This is a genomic window from Photorhabdus viridis (assembly GCF_040256935.1).
GTDB classification, from domain to species: Bacteria; Pseudomonadota; Gammaproteobacteria; order Enterobacterales; family Enterobacteriaceae; genus Photorhabdus; species Photorhabdus viridis.
This window is the reverse complement of sequence record NZ_JBEJZY010000040.1, coordinates 24,451-43,289: the sequence shown is the minus strand read 5'-3', so window position 1 is coordinate 43,289 and position 18,839 is coordinate 24,451. Positions and strand designations below refer to the sequence as shown.

At 43.2% G+C, this 18,839-nt stretch carries 18 protein-coding genes and 1 pseudogene; 8 read left to right on the top strand and 11 right to left on the bottom strand.

Features of this window, described 5'->3' with window-relative positions:
- Positions 1–200: 200 nt before the first annotated feature.
- Positions 201–767, bottom strand: a complete 567-nt coding sequence (gene gmhB / locus ABR397_RS16855; protein WP_350306773.1) for a D-glycero-beta-D-manno-heptose 1,7-bisphosphate 7-phosphatase — start codon at positions 765–767, stop codon at positions 201–203.
- 184 nt (positions 768–951) lie between these two features.
- On the opposite strand from gmhB, the gene metN reads away from it, so the two are divergent.
- From metN to proS, 6 genes are all read left to right on the top strand, one after another.
- Entirely contained in the window at positions 952–1,983 is a 1,032-nt protein-coding gene (gene metN, locus ABR397_RS16850; RefSeq protein ID WP_350306772.1) for a methionine ABC transporter ATP-binding protein MetN, read from the top strand.
- Entirely contained in the window at positions 1,976–2,629 is a 654-nt protein-coding gene (locus ABR397_RS16845; RefSeq protein ID WP_350306771.1) for a methionine ABC transporter permease MetI, read from the top strand. The genes metN and ABR397_RS16845 overlap by 8 nt, the downstream gene beginning before the upstream one ends.
- 64 nt (positions 2,630–2,693) lie before the next feature.
- Positions 2,694–3,509, top strand: coding sequence for a MetQ/NlpA family lipoprotein (locus ABR397_RS16840; RefSeq protein WP_023044732.1), 816 nt, complete (start codon positions 2,694–2,696; stop codon positions 3,507–3,509).
- A gap of 196 nt (positions 3,510–3,705) precedes the next feature.
- Positions 3,706–4,053, top strand: coding sequence for an Rcs stress response system protein RcsF (gene rcsF, locus ABR397_RS16835; RefSeq protein WP_350306770.1), 348 nt, complete (start codon positions 3,706–3,708; stop codon positions 4,051–4,053).
- Positions 4,050–4,757 carry a tRNA (N6-threonylcarbamoyladenosine(37)-N6)-methyltransferase TrmO gene (tsaA, locus tag ABR397_RS16830; protein WP_350306769.1) on the top strand — a complete coding sequence of 236 codons (708 nt, stop codon included), beginning with the start codon at positions 4,050–4,052 and terminating at the stop codon, positions 4,755–4,757. The genes rcsF and tsaA overlap by 4 nt, the downstream gene beginning before the upstream one ends.
- A gap of 126 nt (positions 4,758–4,883) precedes the next feature.
- Positions 4,884–6,602, top strand: coding sequence for a proline--tRNA ligase (gene proS / locus ABR397_RS16825; RefSeq protein ID WP_350306768.1), 1,719 nt, complete (start codon positions 4,884–4,886; stop codon positions 6,600–6,602).
- Positions 6,603–6,722: 120 nt separating this feature from the next.
- On the opposite strand, the gene nlpE is transcribed toward proS, so the two are convergent.
- Positions 6,723–7,388, bottom strand: coding sequence for an envelope stress response activation lipoprotein NlpE (gene nlpE, locus ABR397_RS16820; protein WP_350306767.1), 666 nt, complete (start codon positions 7,386–7,388; stop codon positions 6,723–6,725).
- Between the two features lie 332 nt (positions 7,389–7,720).
- Here nlpE and rof point away from each other — a divergent pair, with 332 nt between their 5' ends.
- Positions 7,721–7,987, top strand: coding sequence for a Rho-binding antiterminator (gene rof, locus ABR397_RS16815; protein ID WP_350306766.1), 267 nt, complete (start codon positions 7,721–7,723; stop codon positions 7,985–7,987).
- 41 nt (positions 7,988–8,028) lie between these two features.
- Here the strand turns inward: rof and tilS are convergent, their stop codons facing one another.
- Positions 8,029–9,357, bottom strand: a complete 1,329-nt coding sequence (gene tilS / locus ABR397_RS16810) for a tRNA lysidine(34) synthetase TilS (RefSeq protein ID WP_350306765.1) — start codon at positions 9,355–9,357, stop codon at positions 8,029–8,031.
- 33 nt (positions 9,358–9,390) lie between these two features.
- Here tilS and ABR397_RS25475 point away from each other — a divergent pair.
- Positions 9,391–9,465, top strand: a pseudogene (locus ABR397_RS25475) (IS200/IS605 family transposase); the annotation flags it as partial.
- A 170-nt stretch (positions 9,466–9,635) separates the two neighbouring features.
- Here the strand turns inward: ABR397_RS25475 and accA are convergent.
- From accA to skp, 8 genes are all read right to left on the bottom strand, one after another.
- Complete coding sequence (gene accA / locus ABR397_RS16805) at positions 9,636–10,595, bottom strand: acetyl-CoA carboxylase carboxyl transferase subunit alpha (RefSeq protein ID WP_350306764.1); 960 nt, start codon at positions 10,593–10,595, stop codon at positions 9,636–9,638.
- 13 nt (positions 10,596–10,608) lie between these two features.
- Positions 10,609–14,091 (bottom strand): DNA polymerase III subunit alpha, encoded by a 3,483-nt coding sequence (dnaE, locus tag ABR397_RS16800; protein ID WP_350306763.1) that lies wholly within the window; start codon positions 14,089–14,091, stop codon positions 10,609–10,611.
- A 57-nt stretch (positions 14,092–14,148) separates the two neighbouring features.
- Positions 14,149–14,736 (bottom strand): ribonuclease HII, encoded by a 588-nt coding sequence (gene rnhB, locus ABR397_RS16795; protein WP_407072884.1) that lies wholly within the window; start codon positions 14,734–14,736, stop codon positions 14,149–14,151.
- On the bottom strand, positions 14,736–15,920 hold the full coding sequence (gene lpxB, locus ABR397_RS16790; RefSeq protein ID WP_350306761.1) for a lipid-A-disaccharide synthase: 1,185 nt from the start codon (positions 15,918–15,920) through the stop codon (positions 14,736–14,738). The genes rnhB and lpxB overlap by 1 nt, the downstream gene beginning before the upstream one ends.
- Before the next feature lie 4 nt (positions 15,921–15,924).
- Positions 15,925–16,713 carry an acyl-ACP--UDP-N-acetylglucosamine O-acyltransferase gene (gene lpxA / locus ABR397_RS16785; protein WP_350306760.1) on the bottom strand — a complete coding sequence of 263 codons (789 nt, stop codon included), beginning with the start codon at positions 16,711–16,713 and terminating at the stop codon, positions 15,925–15,927.
- 3 nt (positions 16,714–16,716) lie between these two features.
- A complete protein-coding gene (gene fabZ / locus ABR397_RS16780) occupies positions 16,717–17,169 on the bottom strand; it encodes a 3-hydroxyacyl-ACP dehydratase FabZ (protein ID WP_021324819.1) in 453 nt (150 codons plus the stop codon).
- A 120-nt stretch (positions 17,170–17,289) separates the two neighbouring features.
- On the bottom strand, positions 17,290–18,318 hold the full coding sequence (gene lpxD, locus ABR397_RS16775; RefSeq protein WP_350306759.1) for a UDP-3-O-(3-hydroxymyristoyl)glucosamine N-acyltransferase: 1,029 nt from the start codon (positions 18,316–18,318) through the stop codon (positions 17,290–17,292).
- Between the two features lie 3 nt (positions 18,319–18,321).
- Positions 18,322–18,819: a molecular chaperone Skp gene (gene skp, locus ABR397_RS16770; RefSeq protein WP_350306758.1), complete on the bottom strand. Its 498-nt coding sequence runs from the start codon at positions 18,817–18,819 to the stop codon at positions 18,322–18,324.
- Positions 18,820–18,839: the final 20 nt, after the last annotated feature.

Below are 18,839 nucleotides of genomic sequence, written 5' to 3'. Positions count from 1 at the left end.
CTGCGTATACTACGCTTTTCGCCCGCAGAGTCAAGCGCTTATTTGCTTTGCTCTGCCTGGCCTCACACGCTTTGTCAGCGTTGTGTCGGTCAGTGGTGGCGCATTATAGGGCGTTCTTCGCCGCTGGCAAGCGTTTATTTAAAAAAAACTTTTGTTAGCGCAATTTTTCAACAAGACGGTGATATAAAGAACAAAAAAGCCTACTTTCTAATGCTTTTAATCGCTTTAGGCAAGTCTGCAAGGTTATTTATTATCAAATCAGCCGCTTGTTCTGCTTCATTTGTAATTGGTTTACCTGTACGAACTAATACCTTAGTACCAACTTTCGCCATCACCGCCGCTTGCATATCTTCCAATTTGTCACCAACCATATAAGAAGCAGCCATATCAATGCCAAGCTCCTTCTGTGCATCCAGCAGCATACCTGGTTGTGGTTTACGACAATCACAACTCTTCTTATATTGTTCTTCAGTCGCATCTGGATGATGGGGACAATAATAAATGCCATCCAAATCTACTCCGCGATCTGCCAGTGACCAATCCATCCACTCTGTCAGTTGCAAGAATTGTTCTTCATTGAAAATACCACGGGCAATACCTGACTGGTTTGTGACTAATATCAGCGCATACCCCATTTTTTTCAATTCAATCATGGTTTCAATGGCACCATCGATAAACTGAAAATCATCTATTTCGTGTACATAACCATGATCGATATTTATTGTTCCGTCACGATCTAAAAATACGGCAGGAATACCTTGTGTCACCCGATTGCTCCAAGCAATGTAAGAAGTTCTCAGTATCGCATGATTTAGCCATGAATGAGAATGCAACAATTAATTTATTCCCAGTTGACTTAGACGTCTAGACACCTTAACATCCGATTTAACTAGTAGTTTGTTTTCTCAAAATGCTCAAACTACCAATTTTCGAATTTTTATAAGAATAAAAATGATAAAACTGTTTCATATCAATAAAATATTCCAGCAGGGTGCCCGTTCTATCAACGCACTTTCAGATATCAGTCTGCATGTTCCGCAAGGACAAATTTATGGTGTCATCGGTTCATCCGGTGCGGGCAAAAGTACGTTGATTCGCTGTGTGAATATGCTTGAGCGTCCAACTTCCGGGCAAATACTGGTTGATGGCCAGGATTTGACTATCCTATCTGATAGTGATTTAACCCATGCGCGTCGCCGTATTGGCATGATTTTCCAACACTTTAATTTGCTGTCTTCGAGAACAGTTTTTGGCAACATAGCCTTACCTTTAGAATTAGATAATGTTCCAAAGGCGGAAATAAAAAAACGGGTAGATGAGTTATTAGAACTTGTTGGCCTTGCAGATAAACACGATGCTTATCCGGCAAATCTCTCTGGTGGACAGAAACAACGTGTTGCTATTGCTCGTGCTTTAGCCAATTCACCTAAAGTACTTTTATGTGATGAAGCAACCAGTGCTTTGGATCCAGCAACAACCCGGTCTATTCTGGAATTATTGAAAGATATTAATCGCCGTCTAGGTCTGACTATTCTGTTAATTACACATGAAATGGATGTCGTCAAACGTATATGTGACCAGGTTGCCGTTATCAGCGGTGGGCAGTTGATTGAACAGGATATTGTCAGTGAAGTGTTTTCTCATCCCAAAACACCTATCGCTCAGGCATTTATCCAGTCAACTTTGCATTTGGATATCCCTGAAGATTATGTGCAAAAAATGCAAAGCACCCCAGCCCCAGAACTTAGCCCATTATTGAAACTGGAGTTCACCGGTCAGTCTGTAGACGCACCTCTGATTTCGATGGCAGTACGTCGTTTTGATATTGATATGAATATATTAAGTTCCCAAATTGATTATGCCGGTGGAGTAAAATTTGGTGTGATGTTAGCGGAATTACACGGTGAAAATGGCGGTGTTGAGTCAACAATTAAATTTTTACAAGACCATCATGTGAAAGTAGAGGTTCTCGGTTATGTCTGAAGGGATGATCTTATTGCTGGCTAAAGGCGTCTGGGAAACTCTGGTAATGACTTTTGTTTCTGGTTTCTTTGGCTTTATTATTGGGCTGCCGATAGGTGTCTTGTTATATGTCACCCGCCCTGGTCAGATTATGGAAAACAGTAAACTCTATCGTTTTCTTTCAGCGATGGTGAATATTTTCCGTTCTATCCCATTTATTATTTTACTGGTATGGATGATTCCTTTTACCAGATTAATTGTTGGAACATCTATCGGTTTACAGGCCGCCATTGTTCCATTAACCATAGGTGCCGCACCATTTATCGCCCGTATGGTGGAAAATGCTTTATTGGAAATTCCATCAGGATTAATTGAAGCAGCTCGCGCAATGGGAGCGACTCCGTTCCAGATTGTGAAAAAAATTCTGTTACCTGAAGCGTTACCAGGTTTGCTTAATGCAGCTACAATTACCCTGATTACGTTAGTAGGTTATTCCGCAATGGGAGGTGCTGTAGGTGCAGGCGGATTAGGCCAGATTGGCTACCAATATGGTTATATCGGCTATAATGCAACAGTAATGAACACCGTATTAGTGTTACTGGTTATTTTAGTTTACTTAATTCAATTAAGTGGTGACCGTTTAGTTAAAGCCACAACACGCAAATAATAAAGTTATTTTAAAACAATACCGGTATCGGTGCTAATAAATCAGTATTCAATAGGGGTAAAGTATGTCTGTTAAATTAAGAACCATCGCAACTATCAGTGCTCTTTTAGGTTCATTAATTCTGGCTGGTTGCGGGCAGGAAAAACAAGATCCAAACCATATTAAAGTAGGCGTTATCGTTGGTGCAGAACAAGAAGTTGCTGAAATTGCAAAAAAAGTAGCTAAAGATAAATATGGTCTTGATGTAGAACTGGTCACTTTTAATGATTTTGTATTGCCAAACGAGGCCCTGAGTAAAGGTGATATTGATCTAAATGCATACCAGCACAAACCTTACATGGATCAACAAATCAAAGATCGTGGTTACAAACTGGTCACTGTTGGCAACTCTTTTATTTATCCAATTGCGGGTTATTCCAAGAAAATTAAATCCCTAGATGAATTACAGGATGGTTCTCAAATTGCGTTACCAAATGATCCAACGAACTTAGGCCGTTCTTTATTACTGTTACAGAAACAAAACTTAATCAAACTGAAAGATAACATAGGATTATTACCAACAACTCTGGACATTGCTGAAAATCCTAAAAATCTAAAATTGGTTGAGCTGGAAGCGCCGCAATTACCACGTTCATTGGACGATCAAAAAATTGCTCTGGCAATCATTAATACGACATATGCCAGCCAAATTGGCCTGACTCCGGCAAAAGACGGTTTATTTGTCGAAAATAAAGATTCTCCATATGTAAACCTGCTGGTTAGCCGTGAAGATAATAAGGACGCTGAAAACGTTAAGAAATTCGTTAAAGCATATCAATCCGATGAAGTTGATGAAGCTGCCAATAAAATTTTTAACGGTGGTGCGGTGAAAGGCTGGTAATCTTTCATATTACACTCATCGATATTAGAATAATCAGGCGGACAGATTGTCCGCCTGATTTGTTATGGCATCATGGTTTCGATATTTTTTTGTTAACCTGATTCTATTCTCTTAACTCTGACAGTAAAAATTCGAGGATCTATTAATGCGTAAGCTGTTTATCTCTTTGTTAGCTCTATTCATAACAGGATGTTCAATGCAACAGACAGCATTTACTGACTCTTCTCAGTTATCGGATATGAAGCTCAAACAAGCATTAACCGAAGAAAAAAAGAATCTTTCTTCATCCGTAAAATTGTATACCAAGAGTGAAGAGTTAATAAATGCCGCATTTAAAGATTTAGGAATTGTTTCTGGTCAATCATGCCGTGGTTCTTTACAGGATCCACCAGCTAATATCGCCGTAGCACGTAACCAGATGATAACGAAGGCCGCTCATTTGAATGCTAACGCAGTTTTATTACATCAGTGCGAGATGTTATCAGGTCAAGGATGCTACCAGATAGCAATATGTGAAGGTTCAGCTCTGCTTATTACTCAATGACCGATTTTCATTTCACACAAATAGGGGTTATCCATTCCCCTTACAAAGAAAAATTCGCCATTCCACGCCAACCAGGTCTTATTGAAGATGGAGGAGGACAATTGGTACTTCTTCCACCCTATAATCAACCAGATGCAGTTCGTGGTTTGGAACAATTTAGTCATCTGTGGGTTATTTTTATTTTCCACCAAACAATGGATGGCGGCTGGAAGCCAATGGTACGTCCTCCCCGTTTAGGCGGCAATGCAAAAATGGGCGTATTCGCAACCCGTTCAACTTTCAGACCGAATCCAATTGGTATGTCTCTGATTGAACTTAAAGGAATTGAATACAGAAAAGGCAATGTTACTCTGGAATTGGGCAGCCTGGATTTAGTTGATGGCACACCGGTTATTGATATCAAACCTTATCTGCCTTTTGCTGAATGTCAGCCACACGCTGTAGCAGGCTTTGCTCAAGCAGCACCTTCTGCCGGTATGGAAGTGATATTTTTACCTGCCGCCGAACAACAGCTCATCTCAGTTCAAAACACTTACCCGGATTTACGCCGTTTTATCAGTCAGGTCTTGGCTCAAGACCCTCGTCCTGCTTACCGGAGAGGAGAACAGGAAAATCGAGAATATGCCGTTCATTTACTGAATTTTAATGTACGCTGGAGAATCTGTGGCACATTGACTGAAGTGTTTTCCATTGAACCCCTTTAAAAATCAGTATATGCCCTTTTGACATCTTAAACTCGCTGGTAGACTAAAGACTTATTTTCGTTTTTTTATTAGCTGGCAAATTTCTGCCAGTCAGAAGCAATTTGCTGCTCTAATGGAACCCTAACAATGCGCACTAGCCAATATCTGCTCTCTACATTAAAAGAGACTCCTGCCGATGCAGAGGTTGTCAGTCATAAACTGATGCTTCGTGCGGGCATGATCCGTAAGCTCGCTTCAGGTCTGTATAATTGGATGCCTACAGGTGTCCGCGTACTAAAAAAAGTTGAGAAAATTGTTCGTGAAGAGATGAACAATGCCGGAGCAATTGAAATATCTATGCCCGTCGTACAGCCGGCAGATTTATGGCAGGAAAGTGGTCGCTGGGAACAATACGGCCCAGAATTACTGCGTTTTGCTGACCGGGGGGATCGCCCTTTTGTGCTGGGTCCAACTCATGAGGAAGTCGTTACTGATCTGATCCGCAATGAAGTCAGCTCATACAAACAGTTACCGCTGACTTTATTCCAGATCCAGACTAAATTCCGGGACGAAGTTCGCCCTCGCTTTGGTATAATGCGTTCTCGGGAATTCTTAATGAAAGATGCTTACTCTTTCCATACCACCCAAGAATCACTACAAGAAACTTACGACAATATGTACGAAGCCTACAGCAAAATCTTTACCCGTATTGGTTTGGATTTCCGTGCTGTTCTGGCAGACACCGGTTCTATCGGCGGTAGTGCTTCCCATGAATTTCAGGTTCTGGCTGCCAGTGGAGAAGATGATATCGTTTTCTCAACTGAATCCAATTACGCAGCTAATATTGAATTGGCCGAAGCTGTCGCTCCTGCTTATGATCGTGCAACACCAACAGAAGAGATGTATCTGGTAGACACCCCAAATGCAAAAACAATTGCTGAACTGGTTGAACAATTCAATCTGCCAGTTGAAAAAACAGTTAAAACTCTGATGGTTCATGCAGCAGAAGATACAGGCCATAAATTGATCGCCTTACTGGTCCGCGGCGACCATGAACTTAATGAAATTAAAGCAGAGAAATTATCTTTGGTTGCCAGCCCTCTGACTTTTGCTACCGAAGAAGAGATTCGTGCAATTATAGGTGCTGGTCCAGGCTCACTGGGACCTGTCAATCTACCAATACCTGTTATTATTGACCGCAGTGTGGCGGTGATGAGTGACTTTGGCGCAGGTGCCAATATTGATGACAAACACTATTTCGGGATCAACTGGGAACGTGATTTACCAATACCAACAGTCGCTGATATCCGTAATGTTGTTGAAGGTGATACCAGCCCGGATGGTAAAGGAACATTACTCATCAAACGCGGCATTGAAGTTGGTCATATTTTCCAGCTTGGCACCAAATATTCTGATGCAATGAAAGCAACCGTTCAAGGCGAAGACGGCCACAATCAGACCGTCACTATGGGTTGTTATGGTATTGGCGTTACCCGTATTGTCGCCGCAGCGATTGAACAAAATCACGATGACCGCGGTATCATCTGGCCTGATGCAATTGCACCATTCCAAGTCGCTATTCTGCCAATGAATATGCATAAATCATATCGTGTTAAGGAAGTTGCAGAGAAGCTGTATGCCGATCTGCGCACCAGCGGTATTGATGTTATTTTCGATGATCGTAAAGAACGCCCAGGCGTGATGTTTGCTGATATGGAGCTTATTGGCGTGCCACACACTATCGTTATCGGTGACCGCAATCTTGATAATGGCGAAGTAGAATATAAATATCGTCGCAATGATGAAAAACAGATACTGAAGCTAGACAATGTTGCTGATTATTTGAAGCAACAACTTAGTTGTTAATTAGGGTTATTACAATAACTCATTGAGCAGTATGGTGATAATGGTCAGACCACAAAGACGCAGTAAGTAAACTCGTTTTACTCTTCTGGCCCATTATCACCATTCATACTGAAACTAGAATTATTTCTTCATATTACAAGATTTCGATTTATCGAAATGAATTTTACCTGTCTGAACCAAAGCAGAATTAAATAGCCCATCCTCCATTGAAGGACTCACGCTATAATAGCCCTCAACTTCAACATAAACCGGCGTTCCACCTTCTACGCCAGCTTGATGATAGCCTTGCTCCAAATCCAAACTTTCCGGCACATCATAACGCTTACCTGTACTACAATCGGTGAATGAAGCGGCATCAGCTAGGTAACTGTATTCACCCGTCAGTTTTTCTGGTTTTACCCGTTTCAGCTCATAGTTGAATGACGATTCAATTGTGTTGCCTTCCATATCCAGCATTACCAGATTTCCATCCTTCGGCAGATAGTAATATTTCTGGTCATCTGATTTTGCCAGACGGATTTTTTCTCCATCTTTCGCCCATTGACCGGATTCAAAGAATGACTGATCACCATCACGAGAACCAAGATAAGTTTGTTCCAGAATATAAGTACCATCATCATCCAATAACAGTGTGGTATCAATACCAGAACAATCTGCACAAGGAAGAACACCATGAAAAGTCTGATCCATTGGCTGTGAACTCGTTTGCTGTACCAAGTTACTTTTACATCCCACCAACGCAGATACGCCCACAGCAACTAACGCTGTTAAAAGTTTTTTATTCACATTTATCTCCAAACAGTATAATGAGCTCTGTAACTCATCTTAATTAGTAACACAAAGAACATAAGATTATTGCAGCTTAATAGCGCAAATACCGCCCTTTTTAAGGATGTTACTCAATAGTAGCGAAATGATATGAGCCGATTTTAATACTTTTGTCAGGAACTTGCTGTGAAATAAGACTTTTATTTATTTACCGTTCAGATGGAACAACCAAAGTTATTCATTAATCACGATTGATTTCCTGTGCTATAGTCATTAATAGTGCTTTTGAGTTACAATTTTTAACAACCACAGGCGGCAATAACCGCCACTAACCATAGTGGTGAGCAAATATGTCTATAAATACTGAATATCAACCAATTAACTGTGACGACTATGACAACCTTGAATTGGCTTGCCAACATCAGCTCCATCTACACATAAAATTACGAGGTGGTGAAGTTATTGAAGGGAAAGCCTGTGATTTGATTTTGAAAAAGAAAGTTGAATACCTGATAATCGAAGCAGCAGATAATCCCCGAGAACTGCGGTTGGATCATATCGCCAGTTTCAGCCACCCTGAAATCGGTACTGTTATTGTTGAACATTCCGAATCCTGATAAGAAACAAGAAACAGCCGCCTCTGGCGGCTTATAACTCTTTATTTTAACAACGTTTTATTCCAGTTAATTGTCAATACTCTCTGCCCTTCTGCCGCTTCGCTTCCTTTAGTGATAAAAATACCTAATGCAGCTATCAGTTGTTCATTGTAATAAAGCAATGGAATTCGCTCTCTAAGCCACGGGGCAACCCCAAGCTCCTGCCACAATTTTTTACTGTGTCGGGAGTGTTGACGACCCACAATACTCATCATTCCCTGAACACCAAAGCGGATAGTCACCCGCTCATTATTAGCCGGAGTCCTTACTTGAATACCACGATCAGAAATATTCAGTTCTCCCAAGCGATCCGGTAATACCAACGGATTACAAATATCCCACTCAAGAACAGTGTCTCTCAAAGATTGCAATTGAGGAACCAACCAAAGTTTTTGCTTATAACGCCGTACATTATACTGCCCAAATTGTAGCAGGGGTTCAGCATCAGTACGAGCAAGAACCACCTCATACCAAAGCCTGTGAAGCTGCTCCCGTGAGGGCATTTTCATATCATGGTAACCAAACCAACGGCGTAACAAAGCATTTCGTTTAGCTTCTGAGCACGCTTCTAAAAGTGAAATACCTAAAGCGCCATCCTGAGTTACCAGCTCTTTCAGAGATTCATTCAACAGCTCATCCAGAAGCTGCTCCTGCTCACCACATAAACTTGCGCTACGAGCAACAGATTGTGGGAAATGCGGCCAGCGTTGATTCAGTAACGGCATAACATGTAAGCGCAGAAAATTCCTGTCATAACGATCATCCTGATTACTGCCGTCTTCGATCCAACTCAGACAATGTTCACTGGCATATATTTCCAACTCACTCCGGCTATAACCAAGCAGTGGGCGAAACAATAATGTATCAGCAAACTCGGCAACCGGAGGCATAGAAGCAAGACCAGCCGGACCGCTACCACGCTTTAACGCCAGCAAAAAAGTCTCCGCCTGATCATCAAGATGTTGAGCAGTTACCAAAATTTCATCTTTTTGTAATTCACACCTGAACATCTGATATCTGGCATCACGGGCAGCAGCTTCAATGCCCTTTTCACGAGCATCTATCGTTACTCTTTCAAAACAAAACTGCACTTGCCAGTCATCACAAATCTGTTGGCAATATTCAACCCATTGATCTGCTTTTGGATTCAAACCGTGGTGAATATGCATTGCTCTCAGCTGAACTTCCTGATTGTGCTGATTACGCCAATTGACCAACACATGCAGCAAAACTGAAGAATCAAGACCGCCACTGAATCCAACCAGAATTTTCTTATGTTCACCAAGCTGCTTAGCTAAAGTGAAAAATAGTCGCTCATCAATTTTTGTCATTACAGACTCAAGAGTTCCTTAATTTGCAACAATTTTGCATGCAGTGCAGGCGACGCAACGATTGAAACGTTGAAAACCTATGTCAGATCGCAGGAAACCCCTCGTTAGCTCCCCTTTATATCGCCGCCCGATTGGGCGACGGTTTACGGGGCAATTGCTAAGAACCACTGCTCCCCAGATAATATTTTCTACTATTTCGAAACAGTAAAGGATGGACGTAGCTGAAATTTATCAATTACAGTCACGTCCATCCCTTACTTAAGCAATTAATTCAGATCTCAACAGTAACCATATTGCATCAGGCGCTGATAACGACGGCTCACCAATTCTTCAGGTGACAAATGATCAAGAGTTGCCAGATCAGCCAATAACTGAGCTTTTAGTGATGCGGATATTACTTCGTAATTACGATGCGCGCCACCTAATGGCTCAGGGATCACGGTATCGATTAATTCCAGCTCTTTTAAGCGAGAAGCAATGATCCCCATTGCTTCTGCCGCCAGAGGTGCTTTTTCCGCACTTTTCCACAGAATTGAGGCGCAGCCTTCCGGGGAGATAACAGAATAAGTACTGTATTGCAGCATATTCACTTTATCACCGACACCGATTGCCAGCGCACCACCAGAACCGCCTTCACCAATCACAGTACAAATAACAGGCACAGACAAACGGGACATTTCACGCAAATTGCGGGCAATAGCCTCAGACTGACCACGCTCTTCCGCACCAACGCCAGGATATGCGCCAGGAGTATCAATGAAAGTAATAATTGGTAGTTTAAAACGTTCCGCCATTTCCATCAGACGCAGAGCCTTACGATAGCCTTCCGGCGCCGGCATACCGAAATTACGGCGGATTTTTTCTTTTGTTTCACGGCCTTTTTGATGACCAATAATCATCACTGGACGCCCATCAATACGAGCTAGACCACCAACAATTGCTTTGTCATCAGCGTAAGCGCGATCACCCGCCAGCTCTTCAAAATCAGTAAAAATATGCTGAATATAGTCCAATGTATAAGGACGACGTGGATGACGGGCAAGTTGAGCAATTTGCCAAGCACCTAAATCTGAAAAGATTTTGCGAGTCAATTCCAAACTTTTTTCCCGCAAACGTTGTACTTCTTCATCCAGATTTATATCTAATTTTTCATCTTGACGGCTAACTGCGGTTAGCGAATCAATTTTCGCTTCCAGCTCAGCAATCGGCTGTTCAAATTCAAGAAAATTCAGACTCATAACATTCCTACTTTTAGTCAAATTCTAATTCTACCTGCTCATTACCCAGCAGAGTCCGCAAATCTGTCAGAAGGTTATCCGTTGGCGTTACCCTCCACGTCGCGCCAAATCTTAAACGGGCGCGGGCGTCTTCCCTCTGGTAATAAAGATGAACTGGTATCGTTCCAGAACGATGTGGTTCCAAGGCACCACGAAGACGATTCAACAATTGATCATCAATTTGCCGGTCTAACAACGAGATAGCAAGCCCACGCGCATATTTTTCACGCGCTTCACTAATATCCATTAATTCACGGGCTGTCATTTTAAGGCCACCGTTGAAATCATCAAAGCTGACCTGCCCCGTAGCTATCAATATCCGGTCCTGTTCCAACAAATGCCGGTATTTCTCCAGGGCATCGGAAAATAGCATGACTTCCAGACGTCCTGAACGGTCATCCAATGTACAAATACCAATCCGGTTACCCCGTTTGGTTATAATCACTTTAGACGCCAGCACTAAACCTATCACAGTCGTTACTTGACCACGCGGTGTCGGATTCACATCTTTTAACCGTAATCCATTAGTATAGCGCTCAATTTCTTTTAAATAACGTGTGATCGGGTGCCCAGTTAAATAGAGCCCCAACGTTTCCCGTTCACCATCAAGAACAACCTGTTCCGGCCATTGAGAAATATTGGCATAAGAGCGCTCAACTTCTTCCGGCGCTTCAGCTAATACACCAAACATATCAGTCTGACCAATGGCTTCTGCTTTAGCGTGTTGATCTGCTGCTTTCAGGGCATCTTCCAGAGAGGACATCAGTGCCGCACGGTGCGGCCCCAGACGGTCAAACGCCCCTGACATGATCAGCTTTTCCATCACCCGACGATTTAATTTTTTAGTGTCAACGCGGGCACATAAATCAAACAGTTCTCTAAAATAGCCGCCTTTTTGACGAGCTTCGATGATCGCTTCAATCGGCCCCTCACCTACCCCTTTAATTGCGCCTATACCATATACGATCTCCCCATCATCATTAACATGGAAATGATACAAACCGCTATTAATATCAGGTGGTAATATTTTCAGCCCCATGCGCCAGCATTCATCAATCAGCCCAACGACTTTTTCTGTATTATCCATATCAGCAGTCATTACCGCAGCCATAAATTCAGCCGGATAATGTGCTTTCAACCATAAAGTCTGATAAGAGACCAATGCATACGCAGCGGAGTGAGATTTGTTAAATCCATAACCAGCAAATTTCTCTACCAGGTCAAAGATTTTCATTGATAGTTCGCCATCAATGCCGAGTTTTTTGGCTCCATCCTCAAATACGGAACGCTGCTTCGCCATCTCCTCCGGCTTTTTCTTGCCCATTGCCCGTCGGAGCATATCTGCACCACCGAGAGTATATCCCGCCAGCACCTGAGCAATCTGCATCACTTGTTCCTGGTAAAGGATAATACCGTAGGTTGGCTCCAAAACCGGTTGTAAAGATTCGTGCTGCCATTGTACATCTGGGTATGAAATCTCTTCCCGACCATGTTTGCGGTCAATGAAGTTGTCCACCATGCCTGATTGCAAAGGGCCAGGGCGAAACAGCGCCACAAGCGCAATCATGTCTTCGAAACAGTCGGGACGCAGACGTTTGATAAGATCCTTCATACCACGGGATTCGAGCTGGAATACCGCTGTTGTTTCAGCGCGTTGCAACATATCAAAGCTTTTGACGTCGCTCAGCGGAATCGCTGCGATATCAATTGGATCCAGATCTTTCTTCGCCCTGCGTGCGTTGATCATTTCCAGCGCCCAATTGATGATAGTCAACGTCCTCAGCCCGAGGAAGTCGAATTTCACCAACCCAGCATATTCCACATCGTTTTTATCAAACTGAGTAACCGGGTTCAAACCTTCCGGGTCACAGTAGAGAGGCGCGAAATCCGTGATCTTAGTTGGGGCGATAACAACCCCACCAGCGTGTTTTCCCGCATTACGGGTAACACCTTCCAATTTACGCGCCATATCTATCAGCGCTTTAACTTCTTCATCCGCCTCATAGATTTCAGGAAGTTGCGGCTCTGCGATAAATGCCTTTTCCAATGTCATACCAGGATCAAGCGGTATCAATTTGGAAATTCTGTCAACAAACCCGTATGGATGCCCCAGCACACGGCCAACATCCCGGATGACAGCTTTCGCGGCCATCGTACCGAATGTGATGATCTGAGATACGGCATCACGACCATATATATCAGCCACATGATCAATCACCATATCACGTTTTTCCATACAGAAATCGACGTCAAAATCGGGCATGGAAACACGTTCAGGATTAAGGAACCGTTCAAACAGCAAATCGAATTCCAAAGGATCGAGATCAGTTATTTTCAGAGCATAAGCCACCAAAGAACCGGCGCCAGATCCACGCCCTGGACCAACAGGAACACCATTGTCTTTCGACCACTGAATAAATTCCATCACGATCAGGAAGTAGCCAGGAAATCCCATCTGGTTGATAACCCGAAGTTCAACATCAAGCCGCTCATCATATTCAGGACGCTTTTCCGCCCGTACTTCAGGATCCGGGTAAAGAAATGCCAAACGCTCTTCTAACCCTTGTTTAGAGCTATCGACCAGATAATCTTCCGTGCTCATTTCTCCCGTCGGAAATTGCGGCAGGAAATACTCACCAAGGCGAATAGTGACATTACAACGCTTAGCAATTTCTACACTGTTCTCCAGCGCTTCGGGAATATCAGCGAATAGTTCACACATCTCCTGTTCACTACGCAGATATTGCTGAGGACTGTAATTTTTCGGGCGTTTTGGATCAGCTAATGTATAACCATCATGAATCGCCACACGGATCTCATGAGCATCAAAATCTTCACTGTCGATGAAACACACATCATTAGTCGCAACAACAGGCAAGTTCTTTTCTGTCGCCAGTGCAACCGCTGCATGAAGATAACTTTCTTCATCTGCACGGCCAGTACGAATTAGCTCCAGATAATAACAATCGGGGAAATGCTCCTGATAAAACTCAATGCATTGGTCTACCATAACCTGATTACCACGTAACAGGAATTTGCCAACATCTCCCATACGGCCACCAGAGAGCAGGACCAACCCTTCTTTATGGTTTATCAGCCATTCTTGTTTAATTGTCGGGCCAACAGCGCCATACCCCTTCTGATAAGCCTCTGATATCAGTAACGTCAGGTTATGATAGCCAGTATTATTGCGCGCAAGAACAGTCAGGTTAGCGTACTCATCACCGAGCAACTCGCTTTCCATACAGAAATCAGCACCAATAATCGGTTTTATTCCCGCCCCATGAGCACTGCCGTAAAATCTCACCAGCCCACACAGGTTAGTAAAATCAGTGATCGCAAAAGCTGGCATACCTAATTGAGCAACCTTTTTCACTAAAGGGCTGGTTTTGGCTAAGCCATCAATCATTGAATAGTCGCTGTGGACACGTAAGTGTACAAAACGGGGTTCGGCCATGTGTTTGTCCAGATAATATTGATTTGAAGAATAGCTGTATTCAGTCAACAAGTTAACTTAAAGGCCAATTGCTCTTTTAACCGGCGCAAAACTTTTACGATGATGTTTTGTCGCTCCCAACAGAGCCAACTTTTCTAAATGAAATGCCGTTGGGTAGCCTTTATGTTTAGCAAATCCATATTCAGGAAATAATTGGTCAAGTTCAACCATTTCCCGATCTCTAGTCACTTTCGCCACGATAGAAGCTGCACTAATTTCAGCAACCAGCCCATCGCCTTTTATCACAGCTTGTGCAGGCATTGACAATTTAGGGCAACGATTACCATCAATCAGTACATATTCAGGCGAAATAGATAAGCCAGCCACAGCCCTTTGCATCGCAAGCATAGTTGCATGCAAGATATTCAGTTGATCAATTTCTTCTGACTCTGCGCGCCCCAAACTCCAACACAACGCTTTTTCTGTAATCTCCAGATATAACGCTTCACGGCGTTTCTCACTGAGTTTTTTAGAATCAGCCAACCCGGCGATCGGCCTGGATGGATCTAAAATAACAGCGGCGGTCACAACTGCACCGACTAATGGGCCTCGGCCAACTTCATCAACTCCGGCAATCAGATTTGCCTGAGGATATATAAATTCCATCATTTTCCTGCTAATTCCAGTACAGCTTGTGCAGCTTGTTCATCAGCATGACAGCGGATGCTTTCGTGCAGATGTAAAAATGTCTGTTTCAATGCTTCAACTTTTTCACTACCTTGCAGTAATGACAACAATTCATCTGCAAGTTCCTGCGGCTGACACTTTTCCTGCAATAATTCTTTAACCAGCTCTTTACCGGATAACAAGTTCGGCAATGAAACATAAGGTGTTTTTACAAGACGTTTTGCCAGCCAGAAAGTAAAGGGTTTCATCCGGTAACCCACGACCATCGGGCATTTTGCCAGCATACATTCCAGAGCAGCCGTGCCAGATGCCAAAAGTGCGGCATCACTTGCAATCATAATTTCACGCGCTTTGCCATCCATAAGGCGAACATTCAGATCTGGCGTAGTTTCCTGTTTGATTCGCTCGAATTGTTCACGCCGTTTAGCATTCACTAACGGCACAAACACATGTAAATCTGGCATCTTTTGCCGCAATAACTGAGCAGTTTTTAAAAAATCAGCACCCAGCATCTCAACTTCAGAATGGCGGCTCCCTGGCAACAAAGCCAGGCAAACGGCCTCTTGCGGGATACCTAATAGCTCACGTGCTGCCGCTTTATCCGGCTGTAACGGCATAGCATCCGCCATTGTATGCCCAATAAACCGGCAAGGGACATTAAACTTATCGTAAAACGCTTTTTCAAAAGGTAAGAAGGCCAAGACCATATCGGTGGCTTTACCAATTTTGAAAACACGTTTTTGACGCCAGGCCCATACCGACGGACTAACATAATGAATAGTACGGATGCCCTGCTGTTTTAACCGGCCTTCCAATGTAATATTGAAATCCGGCGCATCAATGCCCACAAACACATCAGGTTTCAGTTCTGTGAAACGGGTTGTCAGATCCTTACGGATTTTCAGCAAACGAGGAAGACGTTCAAGAACTTCGACAACCCCCATTACAGCCAGCTCTTCCATCTCATACCAGGCTTCACAACCTTCAGCCTGCATAAGAGGCCCCGCAACACCAACAAAACGGGCATTGGGTATTTTGGCTTTTAATGCACGGATTAAACCTGCTCCAAGGATATCACCGGAGGTTTCTCCGGCGACTAATCCAATCGTCAGCGGGTGCAGACTATCAATAGAAGAAATGGTAGCCAAAGGAGTAACCTTCATCTACTTAACGGATAATGCCACGGGTAGAATTTGCCAGAAAATCGCTGAAGATCTTTACATGCTGATTATCTTCAGCCAACTTCGCAATTTCCTGCTGTGCTTCTTCTAAAGTTTTTCCGTTACGATACAATAACTTGTATGCATTTCTGATGAGATGTAATGAATCTTTATCAAAACCGCGACGTTTCAAACCTTCAATATTAATGCCAAAAGGTGTTGCATGATTACCCTGAGCAATAACATATGGAGGAATATCCTGCACCACACCGGAGCACCCACCCACCATAGCATGAGAGCCAATCTGACAAAACTGATGAATCGCGCTCATACCACCGATGATGACATAATCCCCCAGAATAACATGCCCTCCCAGAGTACCATTATTAGCAATGACACAACGATCACCGATAATACAGTCATGAGCGATATGTGCATTAATCATCAACAAATTATCATTGCCGATTTTCGTTAAACCACCACCTTGCTCAGTTCCACGATGAATGGTCACACTTTCGCGGATACGGTTACGATCACCAATTTCAACTCTGGTTGGTTCACCATGATATTTCAGATCCTGATTCATTTCCCCAATCGAGGCAAACTGAAAAATCTGATTATCACGGCCGATTTTAGTTATTCCATTGACAACAATATGAGATTTCAGCTCTGTACCTTCGCCAATTTCAACCTGAGAACCAATGCAACAAAATGGGCCAATACGAACATTGGCGCCAATAACCGCGCCATCTTCTACAATAGCGCTAGGATGTATATAAGCGGTTTCATCAATCATAGACTAGACCTCACGACGGCGAGCGCACATCATTTCTGCTTCGCAAACCACTTCTCCATCGACTTTTGCTACGCCTCTACAACGAGCAACCCCTCGACGCTCTTTAATAAATTCAACTTCTAAAATCATTTGGTCCCCAGGCACTACCGGGCGTTTAAAACGGGCACCATCAATAGCGGCAAAATAATAGAGTTCATTTGGCTCCAGTTTACCTACACTCTTAAATGCCAGAATTCCGGTGGCCTGTGCCATAGCTTCAAGGATCAGAACACCAGGGAAGATAGGTTTGCCTGGGAAATGCCCCTGGAAGAAGGGTTCGTTAAAAGATACATTTTTAACTGCACGTAGGAATTTACCTTCCTCAAAATCAAGAACGCGATCCACCAATAAAAACGGATAACGATGCGGAAGCAGATCTAAAATTTCTTCAATGTGCAGAGTATGATTATCACTCATCTAAATACTCTTCCTGTCTAAAAAGGACTAATTATATTAACGACACGGCCCGCTTAAACCCCAAATCCAGAGTTCCCAGGCAGGCCGCAAAAATAAAATACAACCAAAAATATAGTGCAATTACTCTTTTTTGCCTTCCAGCTTACTCTCCAATGACTTAAGACGTTTATTCATTTCATTGATATTCATGACTAAAGCTGCTGTCTTACGCCAAACTTTATTTGGTTGTAACGGAATACCAGAAGAGTATACACCAGGTTCAGTGATTGGGCGCATCACCATACTCATCCCCGTGACTGTTACCTTATCACAGATTTCCATATGTCCATTAATGACACTGGCGCCACCAATCATACAATAACGACCAATTTTCAGACTACCGGCCATGATCACACCGCCAGCAACTGCTGTGTTATCACCAATGATAACATTATGGGCAATCTGACACTGGTTATCGATAATGACGCCATTACCGATAATAGTATTGTCCAAAGCACCCCGATCGATAGTTGTGCAGGCGCCAATCTCAACCCGGTCACCAATAATGACTGAACCTAATTGAGGGATTTTAACCCAATTACCGCGATCATTCGCATAGCCAAAGCCATCAGATCCGATAACGGCCCCTGACTGAATCAAACACTGCTCACCAATTTCAATATCATGATAAACAGAAACATTTGCCCAAAGGCGGCTTCCCTCGCCAATATGCGTATTTTTACCAATAAAGCAGCCAGCCCCGATCACAACATTGTCACCAAGAACAACGCCGGACTCGATAACAGCATTAGCGCCAACGGAAACATTTTTACCCAGTATTGCCTGAGGTGAAATCACCGCAGAAGGGTGAATATCCTGTGCGGGAACCGGTGTTGTATCCATAATCTGGGCCATATAGGCATAGGCCAGATAAGGATTGGCAACAACTAATGCCGGAACATTACAATAAGGAAGATCTGACTCGCGAAGAACAACAGCGGCAGCCTGACATTCACCTAAACGTTCACGGTAACGGCTGTCAGACAAAAAAGTGATCTGTTCGTTATTAGCCGAATGCATTGGGGCAATACTGGTGATGACCACATCGCCATCACCATGTAATTGTGCATTCAACTGCTGAGCTAAATCAGCCAATCGAATTGAAGGCATCTATTATTTAACCTGTTTCAATACACTTGCCGTAATGTCTTTGCCAGATACTGAATAAGCAACAGCATTCGCATCAACCACAACGTCATAGCCTTCTTTACCTGCAACTACTTTGATTGCGTCCTGGATACGGCTCAGAATTTTATTGCGTTCTTCCATTTGGCGACGACGATTATCTTGCTCAAAAGTCTGGGCTTTTTTGCCGAACTCTTCACGTTTAGCCATAACGTCTTTTTCCAGATTAGCGCGCTCGCTGGATTTCATGGTAGAACCATCGCGCTGTAATTTCTGAATTTTGGTCTGCAAATCAGCTTCCATTCTTTGCAGTTCAGATGCGCGGCTTTTGAACTCATTTTCCAACTGTTTCGCAACAGCTTCACGGGCAGGCAACTGCTGGAAAATCTCACCGACATTTACAACGGCAATCTTGTCTGCTGCCTGAGCACCAGCAGAGAAAGCTAATGCAATACCGAGGCTTGCTGCACACAACAATTTCTTCACTATAAACTCCTTAAACCACG

Excerpts from the sequence above, each read along its gene's own strand:
- metN (WP_350306772.1), top strand. The coding sequence starts at position 952 with ATGATAAAACTGTTTCATATCAATAAAATATTCCAGCAGGGTGCCCGT.
- ABR397_RS16845 (WP_350306771.1), top strand. The coding sequence starts at position 1,976 with ATGTCTGAAGGGATGATCTTATTGCTGGCTAAAGGCGTCTGGGAAACT.
- ABR397_RS16840 (WP_023044732.1), top strand. The coding sequence starts at position 2,694 with ATGTCTGTTAAATTAAGAACCATCGCAACTATCAGTGCTCTTTTAGGT.
- rcsF (WP_350306770.1), top strand. The coding sequence starts at position 3,706 with ATGCAACAGACAGCATTTACTGACTCTTCTCAGTTATCGGATATGAAG.
- tsaA (WP_350306769.1), top strand. The coding sequence starts at position 4,050 with ATGACCGATTTTCATTTCACACAAATAGGGGTTATCCATTCCCCTTAC.
- proS (WP_350306768.1), top strand. The coding sequence starts at position 4,884 with ATGCGCACTAGCCAATATCTGCTCTCTACATTAAAAGAGACTCCTGCC.
- rof (WP_350306766.1), top strand. The coding sequence starts at position 7,721 with ATGTCTATAAATACTGAATATCAACCAATTAACTGTGACGACTATGAC.
- tilS (WP_350306765.1), bottom strand. The coding sequence starts at position 9,357 with ATGACAAAAATTGATGAGCGACTATTTTTCACTTTAGCTAAGCAGCTT.
- accA (WP_350306764.1), bottom strand. The coding sequence starts at position 10,595 with ATGAGTCTGAATTTTCTTGAATTTGAACAGCCGATTGCTGAGCTGGAA.
- dnaE (WP_350306763.1), bottom strand. The coding sequence starts at position 14,091 with ATGGCCGAACCCCGTTTTGTACACTTACGTGTCCACAGCGACTATTCA.
- rnhB (WP_407072884.1), bottom strand. The coding sequence starts at position 14,736 with ATGGAATTTATATATCCTCAGGCAAATCTGATTGCCGGAGTTGATGAA.
- lpxB (WP_350306761.1), bottom strand. The coding sequence starts at position 15,920 with ATGAAGGTTACTCCTTTGGCTACCATTTCTTCTATTGATAGTCTGCAC.
- lpxA (WP_350306760.1), bottom strand. The coding sequence starts at position 16,713 with ATGATTGATGAAACCGCTTATATACATCCTAGCGCTATTGTAGAAGAT.
- fabZ (WP_021324819.1), bottom strand. The coding sequence starts at position 17,169 with ATGAGTGATAATCATACTCTGCACATTGAAGAAATTTTAGATCTGCTT.
- lpxD (WP_350306759.1), bottom strand. The coding sequence starts at position 18,318 with ATGCCTTCAATTCGATTGGCTGATTTAGCTCAGCAGTTGAATGCACAA.